Genomic DNA, 16418 nt, shown 5'->3' on the forward strand with positions numbered 1-16418 from the left:
AAGAGACATGAAACGTATTTCCGTTGCACAACCGAAGCTTGCCGGAAACGAGCGCAAGTACGTACTCGATTGCCTGGACACCAACTGGATTTCCTCCAACGGCAAGTACATCACCGCCTTCGAAGAAAGCTTTGCGGCCTTCTGCGGGGTCAAGCACGCGATCGCGACCAACAACGGCACCACCGCCCTGCACCTGGCGCTGGTCGTGCTCGACCTGCAGCCCGGCGACGAAGTCATCATTCCGACCGTGACATACATCGCGACCGCGAACGCCGTCCGCTACTGCGGCGCCACACCGGTGCTGGTGGATGTGTGCGCCGATACGATGAACATCGATCCACAGACCATCGAAAGCAAGATCACCTCCAAGACCAAGGGCATCATCCCGGTGCACCTCTACGGCCATCCGGCGCAGATGGACGTGATCAACGACATCGCCCGCAAACACAACCTGTGGGTCGTCGAAGACGCCGCCGAAGCCCACGGCGCCGAGGTCAAGGGCAGCAAGGTCGGCAGTCTCGGCACGTGCGCGACCTTCAGCTTCTTCGGCAACAAGATCGTGACCACCGGCGAAGGCGGCATGGTCACCACCAACGACGATGCGCTGGCCGCCAAGCTGCGCCTGTTCCGCGGCCAGGGCATGGATCCGAACCGTCGCTACTGGTTCCCGGTGATCGGCTACAACTACCGCATGACCAACATCCAGGCCGCCATCGGCCTGGCCCAGATGGAAGGCATCGCCACCTCGCTGGCAGACCGCGAACAGATCGCCAACTGGTACGACGAGGCGCTGGCCGACCTCAAGGACAAGATCGTCCTGCCTACCGAGGCGGCCTGGGCCAAGCAGGTGTTCTGGATGTACAACATCTTCCTGGCTGACGGCGACGAGCACAAACGCGACGCCGTCATGCAGAAGCTGGACGCGATGGGCATCGAGACCCGGCCGGTGTTCTACCCGATGCACGTCCTGCCGCCCTACAAGGAAGACGGCATCTATCCGGTGGCGGATCTGTGGTCCGGCCGCGGCATCAACCTGCCGACCCACCAGGACCTGACCCGCGAAGACATCATCAGGATCGCGGCCAGCTTGCGTGAGGTCTTGGCGGCCTGATGAAAATCGCCCTTTGCTCTTCATTCGTCCCTTTCATCAAGGGCGGCGGAAGAAACATCGTCGACTGGCTGGCTTCGACCCTGATCGAAGCCGGACATCAGGTGGAGGTCGTGTACCTTCCGGAGTACGACGCTCCGCCCGACATCCTGTTCCAGCAGATGATGGCGTTGCGCTGGGTGGACCTGCAGGCGGCGGACCGGGTCATCTGCTTCCGCCCTCAGGCGCACCTGATACCGCACCCGCACAAGATTCTGTGGTTCATTCACCACATCCGCACCTTCTACGACCTGTGGGACACCCCGTACCGGGACTTTCCCGACAACGCCGAGAACCGGGCGATCCGCCAATCCCTGATGGAGGTGGACACCCTGGCGATGGGTGAAGCGAAGACCGTGTTCAGCAACTCGAAAGTCGTCTCCCAACGCCTCAAGACCTACAACGGCATCGACAGCGAAGTCCTGTATCCGCCGGTCTTTCAGCCGGAGCGCTTTTTCTGCGCCGGGTACAACGACGAGATCGTCTACATCTGCCGCCTGGAGCACTACAAGCGCCAGCACCTGCTCATCGAGGCGTTGAGCTACACCACCACGCCGGTTCGCCTGCGCATCCTGGGAACGGGCGCGAGCCCGGACTACGGCAACGCCCTCCGGCAGGCGATCGAGACCTGCAACGTCGCGGACCGGGTCACGCTGGAAGACCGCTGGATCAGCGAGGAGGAGAAGGTGGAGCATCTGTCGCAGTGCCTGGCCGCCGCCTATCTGCCGCTGGACGAAGACTCCTACGGATACCCCAGCCTGGAAGCCAGCCACGCGCAGAAGCCGATCCTCACGACCTCGGACTCCGGCGGCGTGCTGGAGCTGGTCCAGGACGGGCACAACGGCTACGTCGCCGAACCGACCCCCGAATCCCTGGCCGACGCCATGGACAAACTCTACCGGGACAAGAACGTGACCCAAACCATGGGCAGGAATGCCAGTCAGCGGCTGGTCGACCTGAAGATCTCCTGGACACAGGTTCTGGAGCGTCTTCTGGCATGAAAGTATTGATCGTGAACAACATGGCGCCCTTCATCTGGGGGGGCGCGGAAGAGCTGGCCGTCAATCTGCAGAAGAACCTGACCGTCGCCGGGCATGACGCGGAAATCCTGCGGATCCCCTTCCAATGGGAGCCGGCCACCCGCATCCCGTCGCAGATGCTGTTGGCGCGGACGCTGGAGATCGCCAATACCGATCATGTCATCGCCCTGAAGTTTCCGGCGTACCTGGTGCGCCACCACCGCAAATCGCTGTGGCTGCTGCACCAGTACCGGCAAGCCTATGACCTGTACGATGCGGGCCAGACCAACCTGCCCCCGGGCGAAACCGGAGCGGACATCCGCAAAGCCATCGCCCATGCCGACAACGAGACCTTCGCGCAGAGCCGGCACATCTACACCAACTCGGAAGTCACCCGACAGCGCCTGCTCAAGTACAACGGCTTCGACTCCAAAGTGCTGCTTCCGCCCGTCAACGACCCGGAAGCCTTCACCGGCGGCGAAGACGACGGCTACATTTTTGCGGGCGGCCGGGTCAACGGCATGAAACGCCAGTACCTGCTGCTGCAAGCCCTGGCCAAAGCCGACCGGCGCGTGAAAATGATCATTGCCGGCCCGCCCGAAACGCCTGCCGACACACAGCAACTGCATGCGATCATCGAGCAGTTCGGGCTGCAGGACCGCGTCAGGCTCGACCTGCGCTTCCTGCCTCGCGCGACCTACGTGGACTACGTCAACCGTGCGCTGGCCGTTGCCTACATTCCGTTCGACGAAGACTCGTTGGGTTACGTCAGCATGGAAGCGGCGACCGCCCGCAAGGCATTGATCACGACCACCGACAGCGGCGGGATCCTCGGCCTGGTGGTGCCCGGCGAAACCGGATGGCGGGCAGAGCCGTCGGCGGAGAGCCTGGCGCAAGCGATGAACGCCGCTTACGAGAACAGGGCCAGGACCCGACAGTACGGGGAAGGGGCACAGACGCTGTGGAACAGCCTGGGCATCAATTGGCCGGAGACTGTCGAGGCACTGATCAAATGAAACTTGTCATGTTCACGCCGGCCGTCAAGACGTCGGCCATCGGCCGGATGACCCGGCTCGTCGTCCGCCAGCTCCTGGCCCAGCAACACCAGGTCGTGGTGGTCCGCACCGAAAGCCAGCACGTCACGGCCGACGAGCTGCACGACTTCGGCTGCACCGTGCTGCCATGGACCGACGAAGCCCAAGTCGCCCGGGAAATCGAAGCGGCCGACGAATGCGTCTATCAGATCGGCAACAGCTACGAGTTCCATGAAGGCGGCATCGCCTGGCTGACCAAGACCCCCGGCGTCGTCTGCCTGCACGACTTCTTTCTCGGGCATCTGTTTTTCGGCTGGTCGCAGAACCGGCGCGAAGAGGCGGTCAGGATCCTGGAGCAGTGGTATGGAAACGCCGTTGCGCAGGGGTACTTCCAGATCCATGACGGTTCGGTCTTCATCAGCCAGACCCTCAACGAAGCCCCGCTCACCGAGTGGATCAGCTCGATGGCCAGCACCGTGATCACCCACAGCAATTGGGGTTGCGAGCGCGTGCTGGCGGCCTGTGCCGGCCCGGTCTACGTGACGCCGCTGGCCTACGACGCCCCCGGCGCCACAGGCAACGACGGGCACACCGGCGGTGACCGTCTGAATGTCCTGACCATCGGCCACGTCAACCCCAACAAGCGGGTCGAACGCTGCATCCAGGCCATCGCCCAAAGCCCTTCACTGCGGGCGAACGTCCGTTACCGGCTGGTCGGCGCCATCCTTCCGGAAACGGAAAAACGACTGTCCGAGCTGGCGCTCGACAGCGGCGTCGAGCTGATCATCTCCAACGAGGTCGATGACGCGGCGCTGTCCGAAGCCATCCGCGAAGCGGATGTCATCAGTTGCCTGCGCTGGCCCAGCCTGGAGGCCGCCTCCGCCTCGGCCATCGAAGCGATGCTCTACGGCAAGGCCACGATCGTCACGGACACCGGCTTCTACAGTGAGCTGCCCGACGCGTGCGTCCTGAAGATATCGGCGGACAATGAAGTGGAGGATCTGAAACGGATCTTCCTTTCGCTCCACGAGGACCGGACATCGGCCAATGCCATCGGGCAGCGGGCACAAGCGTGGGCACGGGAAACGTTCACGGCCGAAAACTACGCACAGAAGCTGGAGCTGGCGGTCGGCGCTTCGCTTCGCGCGAAGGTGCTGCTCAAGGCCGTCGATCACTTTTCAGGCATCATCGAACAATGGTCGGCCAACCCTGCCCTGCTGGCGACGGCGGACATTCAGGCGCCGCTGAGCGTGTTCAACACCAACACCATCGTCTAGGTCTCGCGGCGCAGGCCCGGATCGCCGGGCCTGCGCCACCGACGCCTGACTATCTCGAACTGTCGAAAACGACCTGAGCGGTCTCTTTCCAGGCCACCGGCAGGTAGCGCTGGCGGATCGCCTCTTCCTTGGCGGCCAACGCCGCCGGGTCGAAGGCGTACTTTTCCAGCTCCGCCGCCCACACCGTGACGTCCCACGGCTCCAGGTAATCCAGCAGATCCCCACCGACCTCCGGAATCGAAGCCGCACTGGAGGCCAGGCAGTACTTGCCCGCCGCCAGGCTTTCCGCCACCGGCAGGCCCCAGCCTTCGTACAGCGACGGGAAGGCCGTCATCATGCAATGGCGATACAGGTGCATCAGATCCGAGTCGGAGACATTGTTGAGGATGCGGATGTGGTCTTTCGTGCGCGGATCAAGGTTGATGTCCATCAGCAGATCCCCCACGCCCCAGCCCGGCATGCCGACGAACACCAGCTTGGGCAGGTCCTGCACGCCTTTGTCGACCAGGCGCGTGTAGGCCCGGTACAGCACCTCATGGTTCTTGCGACGCTCGATGGTCGACACGAACAGCACGAAACGCTCCTTCAGCAGGGCCTTCACGTCCGCGCTGATGTCGTCGCTCAACTCATGGGACAACTGGCAACCCAGCTTGACCACTGCCGTCTCAGGAACAGGCGCACCCAACTCGCTCAGCAGCGAAATCAGGTCTTTGCGGGTGCATTCCGAAATGCACAGGATCTTGTCCGCGCACCAGGCGACATCGGTGAAGTAGTTGGCGAACTTGGCCGCCACGTCACCCACGCACAGGTGCGGCAAGCGCACAGGGATCACGTCGTAGCAGCAAAGGACGACCCGCAGGCCGACCTTCTTCTTGAGCTCGTACAGGTACGGCAGATCCTTGTTGTCCCAATCCAGGCCGACGGAAATGTAGCTGTCGCCCTTGGAGAAGGGATGCCCGGCAATGCCGGCCTTGCGGGCAACCGGCGCGAACACGTAACCGCGGTTGGCCGGCTTCAGGAAGGCCTTGGCCGCCGAACGCAAATGCCGCACGCCGATCACCGCCTCGACGATCGAGACCCGACGCTGCTGGAAGAACTGATAGATCCGCCCGCTCAGGCGCGTCGGCAGCCGGTTCAGCACCTTGATGGCCTTATCCTTGAGCCGGGCTTCGATCGAGCTTTTGTTCGCGGCGCCGCTGGCGACCTTGCCTGGCGCCACGGCGTGGGCGCCGGAAATGCGCTTCAGCGTGGCCGCGACGTCACCGGCCGAGACCGCCGCGTAGCCGGCGGCATGGTCGTAGGCGCAGAACTTCACGTCTTCGCCGGCAGCGATCAGCTCAAGCGCATGGGCGGCCGCTTCCGCTTCGGTGCGGATAATGCCTACCGCTGGCCGGCGCCAGCCCAGAATGGTCGTCACATCAAACCAGGTGGTCATGCCTCTTGCGCCTTCTTCTCAATGACTTGTGCCGCTGCTTGCGGAATCGGTTCCAGGCTCCGGGCCCAGGTCAACGGCTCACGGGACGCTCTGTCCGGTCCCTTGCCCTCTGTCGACGCCGGCCCGGTCAAACGGCCACGGATCGCAGCGTGAAACTCGGCAGGCGAACGCGCGACGCTGATTTCCGGCTGGCTCAGATGCTGCTCGAACCCGCGGAACGCCGACTCGGTGCCGACCACATACTTGCCCGAATAGATGGCTTCCGCCGTCTTGATGTTCGAGCCGCCGCCATGGGGGATCGGCAACAGGAACGCATGGGCGAGGGTCTTCACGGCATCCAGGTCTTCGTCGGGCAGCATGTACAGCAACTGCAGGCGCGACAGGTTCAACTGACCCCAACGGCTGTCGCGCAGCGTCGCCTCCAGGTGCTCGCACACGCTGCCGACCACCACCAGCTTGCTGTCCGGCGGGATGCACGCCAGGGAACTGCCCAGGCACTCGTTGAACCCCTTGAAGTTCGGCGGGTGGGCGCTGGCGACGTAGAGGATCCACGGCGATTCCGGCAGGCGCGCCTTCCAGGTCTCGAGGACCTCGGCCTTGGCGGTCCACGGCGCGATGCCGTTGGGTGCGAGCAGCGGCATCGCCGCGCCCCAGGCCTTGAGGATGTCATAGTCCGCCTGCGTGACGGCCACGGCGATGTCCGCCTCCAGCGCCGCCTTGCGCTCCAGCGCCTCGATGTCGGCGATCACCGGCGCTGCGCCCTTGATGCCGTAGCTGTCGAGGATCTCCTGCTTCAGCGGCGCTTCGATGTTCTGCGAACCGTAGATCAGGCAGGCGTTGCGGTACTGGGGCATCTGCTTGATCTTCAGCACCAGCGGCCACAGCCACGGCTGCTCGACATGGATGACGTCGATGGCCGGCGGCAGCTTCTTGAGGATCTCCGGGAACCCGCCCTGCTCCGAGGCCGCGAACTCCCCCGAAAGCAGGTCATTGATCAAGGGCACGTAAGCACCCTTGTACTTCCTGAAGTCGCTGCCGGCCGGGAACTTGACGTCGTTCGGCCCCAGCGTCGACGGCGGATAACCTTCCGGCTCATAGACCGCCAGGTGAGTCACGCTCCAGCCGCTTTGCTCGAAGGTCGAGGCGATGTTGGCCACCCGCACCTGCCCGCCGTGCCGGGGGCTGGCGATCGGATAGGTACTCAGCAATAAAACCGTTTTCAAATTATGAACCTTCAGAATTGATGCTTCGCGACCGGCGACCGCGCCTGACCGCTTCGCTCACAGAAGCGCGGTCGCCGTTGGCTGCCAAAAGACCCGGAGCCTCAGGCGCCCGTGATCAGCGCCTCGACGTCCTTGAACCGCGCCTGCATCAGCGCCTCGTCGCCCTTCGCTTCGACATTGAGCCGCAACAGCGGTTCGGTGTTGGAACCGCGCAGGTTGAAACGCCAGTCACCGAAGGACAGGCTGATGCCGTCGGTCTTGTCGAGCTCCGGGCCGTGCGGCAGGTAATGCGCCAGCACCTTCTCCAGCACCGCCGGCACGTCCGCCACCCGGTAGTTGACCTCGCCGCTGCAGGGGTAAGCGGCAATCCGCTCGTCGACCAGCTGGGCCAGCGTCTTGCCGGTGGCGGACATCAAGGCCGCCACGAGCAGCCACGGAATCATCCCGCTGTCGCAGTAGGCAAAGTCGCGGAAGTAGTGGTGGGCGCTCATTTCGCCGCCGTAGATCGCATCTTCCAGGCGCATGCGCTCCTTGATGAACGCGTGCCCGGTCTTGCACAGCACAGGGACGCCGCCGGCCTGCTCGACCTGGTCGATGGTGTTCCAGGTCAGTCGCGGGTCGTGGATGATCTTGCTGCCCGGGTGCTGCTTGAGCAGCATCTCGGCCAGCAGGCCCACGATGTAGTAACCCTCGATGAACCGCCCGTTGCCGTCGAAGAAGAAGCAACGGTCGAAATCGCCGTCCCAGGCCAGGCCGATGTCGCAGCCGTTGTCCAGCAAGGCCTGGCGGGTCAGGTCACGGTTTTCCGGCAGCAGCGGGTTGGGCACGCCGTTGGGGAAATGGCCGTCCGGCTCGGCGTTGATGACCACCCATTCAAACGGCAGCCGATCGATCAGCGCCTGCAGCGCCGGGCCTGCGGCACCGTTGCCCGGGTCGGCCAGCACCTTCAGGGGCTTGAGCGTGGCGACGTCGATGTAGGTCAGCAGGTGCTCGATGTAGCGCCCCTTGTCCGCTTCGACGCGGACGCTGCCCGGCGTGGCGGCCAACGGGCCCAGGTCACCGCTGTCGACGCGGTCGCGGATGGCGTTGAGCCCGGTGTCGCCGCTGATCGGCCGCGACTGCGACTTGACCAGCTTCATGCCGTTGTAGCCCTTGGGGTTGTGGCTGGCCGTGATCATCACGCCGCCGTCGGCGCCGAACGCGCTGGTGGCGAAATACACCTCTTCGGTGCCGCACAGGCCGATGTCGATCACATCGGCGCCGGCTTCGAGCAGGCCCCGCGTCATCGCCTCGGCCAGCATCGGGCTCTCGAGCCGCATGTCCCGACCCAGCACAATGCTTTTGCCTTGAAGCTCAGTGACCATCGCTCGGCCGATCCGGTAGGCGACCTCTTCATTGAGGTCCGAAGGCACCTGGCCGCGAATGTCGTAAGCCTTGAAGCACTGGGTCTTGATAGGGGTATGCATGCTGGTCTCTTGCTCGGGATTCAGGTGACGGCACGCCGGGAACATCCGCTGCGCGCCGTCGGGATGGATGGGTGTCGAAGATCGACACATGCAAATAAGCCTGACCGGCAGAACATGCACCGGTCAGGCTTATGGCGTCCGGCCCGCAGTTACTTGTCGACGCGGCCGTAGTTGTCTTCGAAGCGGACGATATCGTCCTCGCCCAGGTAATCGCCGCTCTGCACTTCGATCAGCACCAGCGGAATCACGCCCGGGTTCTCCAGACGGTGCTGGTGGCCGGCGCGGATGAAGGTCGATTCGTTGGTGTTCAGCATCAGCTTCTGCTGATCGTTGACCACCACCGCCATGCCCTCGACGACGATCCAGTGCTCGCTGCGGTGGTGATGCATCTGCAGCGACAGCGAGGCCTTCGGCTTGACGACGATGCGCTTGATCTTGAAGCGCTTGCCCTCTTCCAGGGTGGTGTAGGTGCCCCACGGGCGATGGACCGTGCGGTGCAGCAGGTGCACCGTGTGGCTGCAGGCCTTGAGCTGGCTGACGATGTGCTTCACGTCCTGGGCGTGATCCTTGTGGGCGATCATCACGGCGTCAGGGGTGTCGATGACCAGCAGGTCCTCCACGCCGACCAGGGCGGTCAGGCGCTCTTCGCTGTTCACGTAGTTGTTGCGCGAGTCGTGGGCCAGCACCTCGCCTTCGAACCGGTTGCCGTTCTCGTCCGCCGGGGTCAGTTCGCTCACCGCGTTCCAGGAACCGATGTCGCTCCAGCCGATGTCGCAAGGGATGGTCGCGACCTTCTGGGAACGCTCCATCAGCGCGTAGTCGATGGAGATGTCCGGCACCTGGGCGAACAGCCCGCTGTCCAGGGCCAGGCAACGGTAGTTGTCGGACGACGTCAGGCGCGACGCCTCGATGGTCTTGGCGACCGCGGCGACGACGTCGGGAGCGTGCTGGCGCAGCTCCTCCAGCACCGTGCCGACGCGGAAGCAGAACATGCCGGAGTTCCAGAAGTAGTTGCCGGCGCTGAGGTAGCCTTGGGCGGTTTCCAGGTTCGGCTTCTCGACGAAACGCGCCACCTTCAGGCCGCCCTTGAGCGGAGCGGACTTTTGCGCCTCGATGTAGCCGAAGCCGGTTTCAGGATAGGTCGGCTGGATGCCGAAGGTGACCAGCCAGCCCTCGGAAGCCAGGGTGACGGCGTTCGCCACGGCCGCCGCAAACGCTTTCTCGTCCTTGATCAGGTGGTCGGCCGCCAGCACCAGCATGTGGGCGTCGGCGCCGTGGCTGGCCTCCAGCGAAAGCGCCGCCGCAGCGACGGCGGCTGCGGTGTTGCGGCCGAACGGCTCGAGGATGAAGCCCTGGGCGTGCCCGGCCTTGTTGACCAGGCCGTACTCGTCCTCGGTCTTGAACAGCAGCTCACGGTTGGTGACCGTCAGGACTTCGACAACCCCTTCCAGGCGCGAAGCGCGCAGGAACGTCTTCTGGATCAGATTCTGGCCATCCGGCAGCTCCATGAACGGCTTTGGATGGGCCTCACGGGAAACCGGCCACAACCGGCTGCCCACTCCGCCAGACAAAATTACGGGAATCAGTTCCATGCTCTAAATCCTTAAGCCCCTTCCCGCGGATGACCGGCGGGCAAGCGGGTTCAGTTATGTTTCTGGTCGTTCGTGCACCGGATTCAGTGCAAAACCCTCGCCGCTGGCGGCCATTCTACAGCGCCAGCCCCCCATAGATCACTCGGCACGTGCATACGGGCCACAGCAACCGACAGAACGGCCGGCCTCACATCGTCGGGTGATCCAGCAGCTTCTGAAGATACTGACCGTAACCGGTCTTCTTCAGACGCTCGGCCTGAACCTTCAGTTGCTCTGCGTCGATCCAGCCGTTGTTGTAGGCGATCTCTTCCAGGCACGCGACCTTCAGCCCCTGACGGTGCTCGATGGTGTGGACGAAGTGCCCGGCCTCCAGCAGCGAATCGTGCGTACCGGTGTCCAGCCAGGCGAACCCGCGGCCCAGCATTTCGACGTTGAGGGTCTTCTGCTCCAGGTACGCGCGGTTGATGTCGGTGATTTCCAGCTCGCCGCGCGCCGATGGCTTGATGCCTTTCGCGATCTCGACCACTTTGTTGTCGTAGAAGTACAGCCCGGTGACCGCATAGTTGGATTTGGGCTTCAGCGGTTTCTCTTCGATGCTCAGGGCGCTGCCCGATGCGTCGAATTCGACCACGCCGAAGCGCTCCGGGTCACTGACGTGATAGCCGAACACCGTCGCCCCGGAAGGCTGGGCATTGGCCGAACGCAGGTTTTCGGTGAAGTACTGCCCGTAGAAGATGTTGTCGCCCAGGATCAGGCAGCACGGATCGTCGCCGATGAACGACTCGCCGATGATGAACGCCTGCGCCAGGCCGTCGGGGCTTGGCTGCTCGGCGTAGCTCAGCTCGATGCCGTAGAGGCTGCCGTCGCCCAGCAGCTTGCGGAAATTGGGCAAGTCTTCAGGGGTGGAAATGATCAGGATTTCACGCATGCCGGCCAGCATGAGCACCGACAGCGGATAGAAAATCATCGGCTTGTCGTAGATCGGCAGCAACTGCTTGGACACACCGAGCGTGACCGGATGCAGACGGGTGCCCGAGCCGCCGGCCAGGATGATGCCTTTACGGTTTGTCTTGATCATTTGTTGAGAATTTCCCTAAGCATTCGTGTGACGCCACTTTGCCAATCCGGCAAGTGCAAAGAAAAGTTGTCGCGCAGTTTCTGGTTGCTCAGCCGCGAGTTCAGGGGGCGGCGGGCCGGGGTCGGATAGGCGGCGGAATCGATCGGATTGATCTGCGTGACCGCCAGCTCCTCGCCGAGGTCCCGGGCAAGGCCGATGACGAAAGCGGCGTAGCCGTGCCAGGACACCTCACCGCCGGCCACGAGGTGATACACGCCTGCCAGTTCGGGACGCTGTTGGACCTGCTGGATGGCGTGGGCCGTGACGTCTGCGATCAGGTCCGCACCGGTCGGCGCGCCGACCTGGTCGGCGACGACGTCGAGGCTTGCGCGCTCACGGGCCAGCCTCAGCATGGTCTTGGCGAAATTGCCGCCGCGGGAGCCATAGCACCAACTGGTGCGGAAAATCAGGTGCTTGCAGCCGCTGGCGATGATCGCCTGCTCACCCGCCGCCTTGCTGGCGCCGTAGTGGTTCAGCGGGGCCACCGCATCGGTCTCCAGCCAAGGCGCGGCCCCCTCGCCGCTGAAGACGTAATCGGTGGAATAGTGGATCAGCCACACCCCCAGGCGCGCCGCTTCCTCGGCCATGACCCGGCTCGCCTGGGCATTCACCCGTTCGGCCAACTCCCGCTCGGCCTCTGCCTTGTCGACGGCGGTGTAGGCCGCGGCATTGACGATGACGTCCGGCCGCACCGTTTGCAGGGTCGCGCGCAGACCGTCCAGGTCGGCAAGATCTCCGCACAGCCCCGGCGCCCCATGACGATCCAAGCAGATCAGCTCGCCGAGGGGCGCGAGCGAGCGTTGCAGCTCCCAGCCCACCTGCCCGCTTTTGCCCAGCAGTAGAATCTTCATGGCTTGCCCGAACGGCCCGCGTAGTTCTGCTCGATCCACTGCTGGTAGCTGCCGCTCTTGACGTGGGCCACCCACTCCGCGTTGTTCAGGTACCACTCGACGGTCTTGCGGATGCCGGTCTCGAAGGTTTCCTCGGGCGCCCAGCCCAGCTCACGCTGGATCTTGCTGGCATCGATGGCATACCGCTGGTCGTGGCCGGGGCGGTCCTGGACATACGTGATCAGGTCCGCATGCGGGCGATGGGCGGATTCCGGACGCAGCTCATCGAGCAAGGCGCAAAGCGCATGCACCACTTCGATGTTCTGCTTTTCGTTGTGTCCGCCGATGTTGTAGGTCTCGCCGACAACGCCCTCGGTCACGACCTTGTAGAGCGCCCGCGCGTGATCTTCGACATACAGCCAGTCGCGCACTTGGTTGCCTTTGCCGTACACAGGCAACGGCTTGCCTTCCAGCGCGTTGAGAATGATCAGCGGGATCAGCTTCTCGGGGAAATGGCAGGGGCCGTAGTTGTTGGAGCAATTGGTGACCAGGGTCGGCAGGCCATAGGTACGGGCCCAGGCGCGAACCAGATGGTCCGAACTGGCCTTGCTCGCCGAATACGGGGAGCTCGGCTGGTAGGGCGTGGTCTCGGTGAAGAGGTCTTCCGGCCCTTCCAGGTCGCCGTACACCTCGTCGGTCGAGATGTGATGGAAGCGGAAGCGCGCCTTGTGCGCCTCGTCCATCGCGCCCCAGTACTGGCGCGCGGCCTCAAGCAGGGTGTACGTGCCGATGATGTTGGTCTGGATGAATTCGGACGGCCCGGAGATCGAGCGGTCGACGTGGGACTCCGCGGCCAGGTGCATGATCGCATCCGGCTGATGCTCATTGAGGACGCGGTCGATCTGCCCGCGGTCGCAGATGTCGACCCGCTCGAAAACGTAACGCTCGTCCTGGCTCACTTGCGCCAACGATTCGAGATTACCGGCGTAGGTCAGCTTATCGACGTTCACCACGGAATCGGGCGTGTTGGAAATGATGTGACGGATAACGGCCGAGCCGATGAATCCGGCACCGCCGGTTACGAGAATTTTCACGCGAAGTCATACCCTTGAGCTGCTGACGGATCGCCGACCGGGCGATGTCAAATCCACGAATACAAAAGCCCCTGAACGAAGAGGCCTCTATCGAAATCGGTCCTGACGGAAGCGCAAAGATGCCTCCAGTCGGTCAGGGCGGCATTTTACAGCTTAATGAACGATTTACTAATGGATCTGGATAGGCTGCGAACCAAACGGAACAGCACCGACATTCGGCTTTGTCGCCGCATGTGTCAGGCGAGACGTTTGCGGGACGCCCTGGACGACCGCCCGAAAAGCCAACCGATCAGCGGGCCGATCAACATGCCGAACAGCAACGCCAGCACCATGATCAACGACACAGGCAGCTCGGGGCCGACCCAACCCATGAAGCGCAGCGAAAGCGGTTGCTGGTTTTCCAGCATGAACGCAAGGGTGGCCAGCACCGGCACCAGCAGGAAGACGCCTGCCACGATACGTTTGAGAGGGCTCATGCCGACTCCCCGGAAAGCAGCATGACGATCAAAGCCCCTCCTCCTCTTCGTTCACACGGTCACGCAATTCCTTGCCTGGCTTGAAGTGCGGAACGAACTTCCCGTCGAGGCTGACGGATTGGCCGGTCTTTGGGTTGCGGCCGACGCGCGGCGCACGGTAGTGCAGGGAAAAGCTGCCGAAGCCACGGATCTCGATGCGATCCCCGGTCGCCAGGCATTGGGACATTTGCTCAAGCATGGTCTTGATGGCCAACTCCACATCCTTGGATGAGAGCAGCCCTTGATGGGTGACAATTCGTTCGATCAACTCCGACTTCGTCATGTTTTTCCCTTCTTTTTCAAGCAGCTAGATCAGCGCTTCAAAGGTTTTAGCACGCCCTGAAGAATTTGAACAGCCCAGGGATTGACATATCTTCAACGCCCCGGAAACACCCGCTTTCAGCCCTGCGACGGCTGCGGAGTCACCGACAGATCACCAGCATGGTGCGCGTCACGTAGCCTGCCGGGTTGAACCCGAAAGGAAAGACATCCTCCTCCTTCGCGTCGTCGGATCTCGCCAACACCTTGTAGCCAGCCCCCTTGCACTCCTTGGCGGCCCGCTTGAGACACCTGTCCCATCCGGACCCCAACCCCGAACAGTCAACCTCTATGCCGCTGACGCCGTGCACCGCATGCGTCTTTGCGCCAGTCGTGCACCCCGCCAACGCCAACATTGCAAACAAAACAATCAGCTTGCTCATTCCGATCCTTATGCCAGGCAAACAGCCCGACCACTGCACTCTTCAATTCAAGCCTAGCTGCGATTGGGCAATTGATCCGCCCAGAGAAACAGACCGCAAAAAAAACGATCCGGTTTCATTCAGTTGCCGAAACCGCTTCATCAAGACCGCGAACGTCAAATCGCAGGCACAAAAAAGGGCGACCGAAGTCGCCCTTTTTCATGACCGATCAGAACTTAGTTCTGTTTGGCCATTGCTTGCTTCAGCAGTGCCGCCATGGTGGTGTCGACTGCTTCGCCTTCCGGAGCTGCTTTCAGGCTCTGGATGGCTTCTTTCTCTTCAGCGTCGTCTTTCGACTTGATCGAGAGCTGGATTACGCGGCTCTTACGGTCAACGCTGATGATCTTGGCTTCGACTTCCTGGCCTTCTTTCAGGACGTTACGCGCGTCTTCAACGCGGTCACGGCTGATTTCGGAGGCTTTCAGGGTCGCTTCGATGTCGTCGGCCAGAACGATGATGGCGCCTTTGGCGTCAACTTCTTTCACGGTGCCCTTGACGATAGCGCCCTTGTCGTTCTCTTGAACGTACTCGGAGAACGGATCGCTTTCCAGTTGCTTGATGCCCAGGGAGATGCGCTCGCGCTCTGGGTCAACCGACAGGATAACGGTGTCCAGCTCGTCGCCCTTCTTGTAACGACGCACGGCTTCTTCGCCGGTTTCGTTCCAGGAGATGTCGGACAGGTGAACCAGACCGTCGATGCCGCCGTCCAGGCCGATGAAGATACCGAAGTCGGTGATCGACTTGATGGTGCCGGAGATCTTGTCGCCCTTGTTGAACTGGCCAGAGAAGTCTTCCCATGGGTTCGACTTGCACTGCTTGATGCCCAGGGAGATACGACGACGCTCTTCGTCGATGTCCAGAACCATGACTTCCACTTCGTCGCCGACTTGTACGACTTTCGAAGGGTGGATGTTCTTGTTGGTCCAGTCCATTTCGGAAACGTGCACCAGACCTTCAACGCCTTCTTCCAGCTCAGCGAAGCAGCCGTAGTCGGTCAGGTTGGTCACGCGCGCCATGACGCGGGTGCTTTCCGGGTAACGGGCTTTGATGGCAACCCACGGGTCTTCACCCAGTTGCTTCAGGCCCAGGGAAACACGGTTACGCTCGCGATCGTACTTCAGAACCTTGACGTCGATCTCGTCGCCGACATTGACGATCTCGGAAGGATGCTTGATGCGCTTCCAGGCCATGTCGGTGATGTGCAGCAGGCCGTCCACGCCACCCAGATCGACGAATGCGCCGTAATCGGTGAGGTTCTTGACGATACCTTTGACTTGCTGGCCTTCCTGCAGGGATTCCAGCAGAGCTTCACGCTCGGCGGAGTTCTCGGCTTCCAGGACGCTGCGACGGGAAACGACAACGTTGTTGCGCTTCTGGTCCAGCTTGATGACCTTGAATTCCAGCTCTTTGCCTTCCAGGTGCGTGGTGTCGCGCACTGGACGGACGTCAACCAGGGAACCTGGCAGGAACGCACGGATGCCGTTAACGTCGACAGTGAAGCCGCCCTTAACCTTACCGTTGATAACGCCCTTGACCACTTCCTCGGCTGCGAAGGCTGCTTCCAGAACGATCCAGCATTCAGCGCGCTTGGCTTTTTCACGGGACAGTTTGGTTTCACCGAAACCGTCTTCAACCGAGTCCAGAGCAACGTGAACTTCGTCACCGATGTTGATGTTCAGGTCACCCGAATCGCTCTTGAATTGCTCCAGAGGGATGAGTGCTTCCGACTTCAGGCCAGCGTGGACGGTTACCCAGCCCATCTGGTAGTCGATATCAACGATAACGCCGGTGATGATGGAGCCTGCCTGAAGGTTCAGGGACTTTAGGCTTTCTTCAAAGAGTTCCGCAAAGCTTTCGCTCATTTTAATTCCTGTAGATTAGGGCGAAGGATACGCCCATAGCCACACCCCAGACGGTATGGATCAGTTT

Annotated in this window: 15 protein-coding genes; 4 read left to right on the forward strand and 11 right to left on the reverse strand. The window is 62.3% G+C overall.

Translation table 11 applies throughout. The features are described 5' to 3' along the window. The first annotated feature begins 7 nt into the window (after nucleotides 1-7). The 4 genes from CAG31_RS03230 to CAG31_RS03245 are packed head-to-tail and all read left to right on the forward strand — an operon-like array spanning nucleotide 8 to nucleotide 4477. A complete protein-coding gene (locus CAG31_RS03230) occupies nucleotides 8-1111 on the forward strand; it encodes a DegT/DnrJ/EryC1/StrS aminotransferase family protein (protein ID WP_085578033.1) in 1104 nt (367 codons plus the stop codon). Beyond that, nucleotides 1111-2148 carry a glycosyltransferase family 4 protein gene (locus CAG31_RS03235; protein ID WP_085578034.1) on the forward strand — a complete coding sequence of 346 codons (1038 nt, stop codon included), beginning with the start codon at nucleotides 1111-1113 and terminating at the stop codon, nucleotides 2146-2148. The genes CAG31_RS03230 and CAG31_RS03235 overlap by 1 nt, the downstream gene beginning before the upstream one ends. Continuing rightward, a complete protein-coding gene (locus CAG31_RS03240; protein ID WP_085578035.1) occupies nucleotides 2145-3182 on the forward strand; it encodes a glycosyltransferase family 4 protein in 1038 nt (345 codons plus the stop codon). Before CAG31_RS03235 ends, CAG31_RS03240 begins: the two co-directional genes overlap by 4 nt. A gap of 8 nt (nucleotides 3183-3190) precedes the next feature. Beyond that, nucleotides 3191-4477, forward strand: coding sequence for a glycosyltransferase (locus CAG31_RS03245; RefSeq protein ID WP_176243856.1), 1287 nt, complete (start codon nucleotides 3191-3193; stop codon nucleotides 4475-4477). 49 nt (nucleotides 4478-4526) lie between these two features. On the opposite strand, the gene CAG31_RS03250 is transcribed toward CAG31_RS03245, so the two are convergent. From CAG31_RS03250 to rpsA, 11 genes are all read right to left on the reverse strand, one after another. Continuing rightward, complete coding sequence (locus tag CAG31_RS03250; protein WP_085578037.1) at nucleotides 4527-5912, reverse strand: glycosyltransferase family 1 protein; 1386 nt, start codon at nucleotides 5910-5912, stop codon at nucleotides 4527-4529. Beyond that, on the reverse strand, nucleotides 5909-7135 hold the full coding sequence (locus CAG31_RS03255) for a glycosyltransferase family 4 protein (RefSeq protein WP_139831346.1): 1227 nt from the start codon (nucleotides 7133-7135) through the stop codon (nucleotides 5909-5911). Before CAG31_RS03255 ends, CAG31_RS03250 begins: the two co-directional genes overlap by 4 nt. A gap of 101 nt (nucleotides 7136-7236) precedes the next feature. Further along, a complete protein-coding gene (locus CAG31_RS03260) occupies nucleotides 7237-8601 on the reverse strand; it encodes a phosphomannomutase (RefSeq protein ID WP_085578277.1) in 1365 nt (454 codons plus the stop codon). 149 nt (nucleotides 8602-8750) lie between these two features. Further along, complete coding sequence (locus CAG31_RS03265; RefSeq protein WP_085578039.1) at nucleotides 8751-10193, reverse strand: mannose-1-phosphate guanylyltransferase/mannose-6-phosphate isomerase; 1443 nt, start codon at nucleotides 10191-10193, stop codon at nucleotides 8751-8753. A 187-nt stretch (nucleotides 10194-10380) separates the two neighbouring features. Further along, complete coding sequence (rfbA, locus tag CAG31_RS03270) at nucleotides 10381-11271, reverse strand: glucose-1-phosphate thymidylyltransferase RfbA (RefSeq protein ID WP_085578040.1); 891 nt, start codon at nucleotides 11269-11271, stop codon at nucleotides 10381-10383. Continuing rightward, nucleotides 11268-12161, reverse strand: coding sequence for a dTDP-4-dehydrorhamnose reductase (gene rfbD, locus CAG31_RS03275; RefSeq protein WP_085578041.1), 894 nt, complete (start codon nucleotides 12159-12161; stop codon nucleotides 11268-11270). The genes rfbA and rfbD overlap by 4 nt, the downstream gene beginning before the upstream one ends. Next, entirely contained in the window at nucleotides 12158-13234 is a 1077-nt protein-coding gene (rfbB, locus tag CAG31_RS03280; RefSeq protein ID WP_085578042.1) for a dTDP-glucose 4,6-dehydratase, read from the reverse strand. Before rfbB ends, rfbD begins: the two co-directional genes overlap by 4 nt. Nucleotides 13235-13470: 236 nt before the next feature. Beyond that, on the reverse strand, nucleotides 13471-13710 hold the full coding sequence (locus CAG31_RS03285) for a LapA family protein (RefSeq protein ID WP_085578043.1): 240 nt from the start codon (nucleotides 13708-13710) through the stop codon (nucleotides 13471-13473). A gap of 28 nt (nucleotides 13711-13738) precedes the next feature. Beyond that, a complete protein-coding gene (ihfB, locus tag CAG31_RS03290) occupies nucleotides 13739-14032 on the reverse strand; it encodes an integration host factor subunit beta (RefSeq protein WP_077047287.1) in 294 nt (97 codons plus the stop codon). 139 nt (nucleotides 14033-14171) lie between these two features. Beyond that, nucleotides 14172-14450, reverse strand: a complete 279-nt coding sequence (locus CAG31_RS03295; protein WP_085578044.1) for a hypothetical protein — start codon at nucleotides 14448-14450, stop codon at nucleotides 14172-14174. Nucleotides 14451-14665: 215 nt separating this feature from the next. Next, nucleotides 14666-16351 (reverse strand): 30S ribosomal protein S1, encoded by a 1686-nt coding sequence (gene rpsA / locus CAG31_RS03300; protein WP_085578045.1) that lies wholly within the window; start codon nucleotides 16349-16351, stop codon nucleotides 14666-14668. Nucleotides 16352-16418 lie beyond the last annotated feature (67 nt).

Origin of the sequence: Pseudomonas sp. R25(2017) (genome assembly GCF_002112565.1) — a bacterium.
GTDB classification, from domain to species: Bacteria; Pseudomonadota; Gammaproteobacteria; order Pseudomonadales; family Pseudomonadaceae; genus Aquipseudomonas; species Aquipseudomonas ekonensis.

Bases quoted from the DNA above. Each gene is read 5' to 3' on its own strand.
- CAG31_RS03235 (WP_085578034.1), top strand. From the start codon at position 1,111: ATGAAAATCGCCCTTTGCTCTTCATTCGTCCCTTTCATCAAGGGCGGC.
- rfbA (WP_085578040.1), bottom strand. From the start codon at position 11,271: ATGATCAAGACAAACCGTAAAGGCATCATCCTGGCCGGCGGCTCGGGC.
- CAG31_RS03240 (WP_085578035.1), top strand. From the start codon at position 2,145: ATGAAAGTATTGATCGTGAACAACATGGCGCCCTTCATCTGGGGGGGC.
- CAG31_RS03285 (WP_085578043.1), bottom strand. From the start codon at position 13,710: ATGAGCCCTCTCAAACGTATCGTGGCAGGCGTCTTCCTGCTGGTGCCG.
- CAG31_RS03265 (WP_085578039.1), bottom strand. From the start codon at position 10,193: ATGGAACTGATTCCCGTAATTTTGTCTGGCGGAGTGGGCAGCCGGTTG.
- CAG31_RS03260 (WP_085578277.1), bottom strand. From the start codon at position 8,601: ATGCATACCCCTATCAAGACCCAGTGCTTCAAGGCTTACGACATTCGC.
- CAG31_RS03295 (WP_085578044.1), bottom strand. From the start codon at position 14,450: ATGAGCAAGCTGATTGTTTTGTTTGCAATGTTGGCGTTGGCGGGGTGC.
- rpsA (WP_085578045.1), bottom strand. From the start codon at position 16,351: ATGAGCGAAAGCTTTGCGGAACTCTTTGAAGAAAGCCTAAAGTCCCTG.
- CAG31_RS03245 (WP_176243856.1), top strand. From the start codon at position 3,191: ATGTTCACGCCGGCCGTCAAGACGTCGGCCATCGGCCGGATGACCCGG.
- CAG31_RS03230 (WP_085578033.1), top strand. From the start codon at position 8: ATGAAACGTATTTCCGTTGCACAACCGAAGCTTGCCGGAAACGAGCGC.
- rfbD (WP_085578041.1), bottom strand. From the start codon at position 12,161: ATGAAGATTCTACTGCTGGGCAAAAGCGGGCAGGTGGGCTGGGAGCTG.
- ihfB (WP_077047287.1), bottom strand. From the start codon at position 14,032: ATGACGAAGTCGGAGTTGATCGAACGAATTGTCACCCATCAAGGGCTG.
- CAG31_RS03250 (WP_085578037.1), bottom strand. From the start codon at position 5,912: ATGACCACCTGGTTTGATGTGACGACCATTCTGGGCTGGCGCCGGCCA.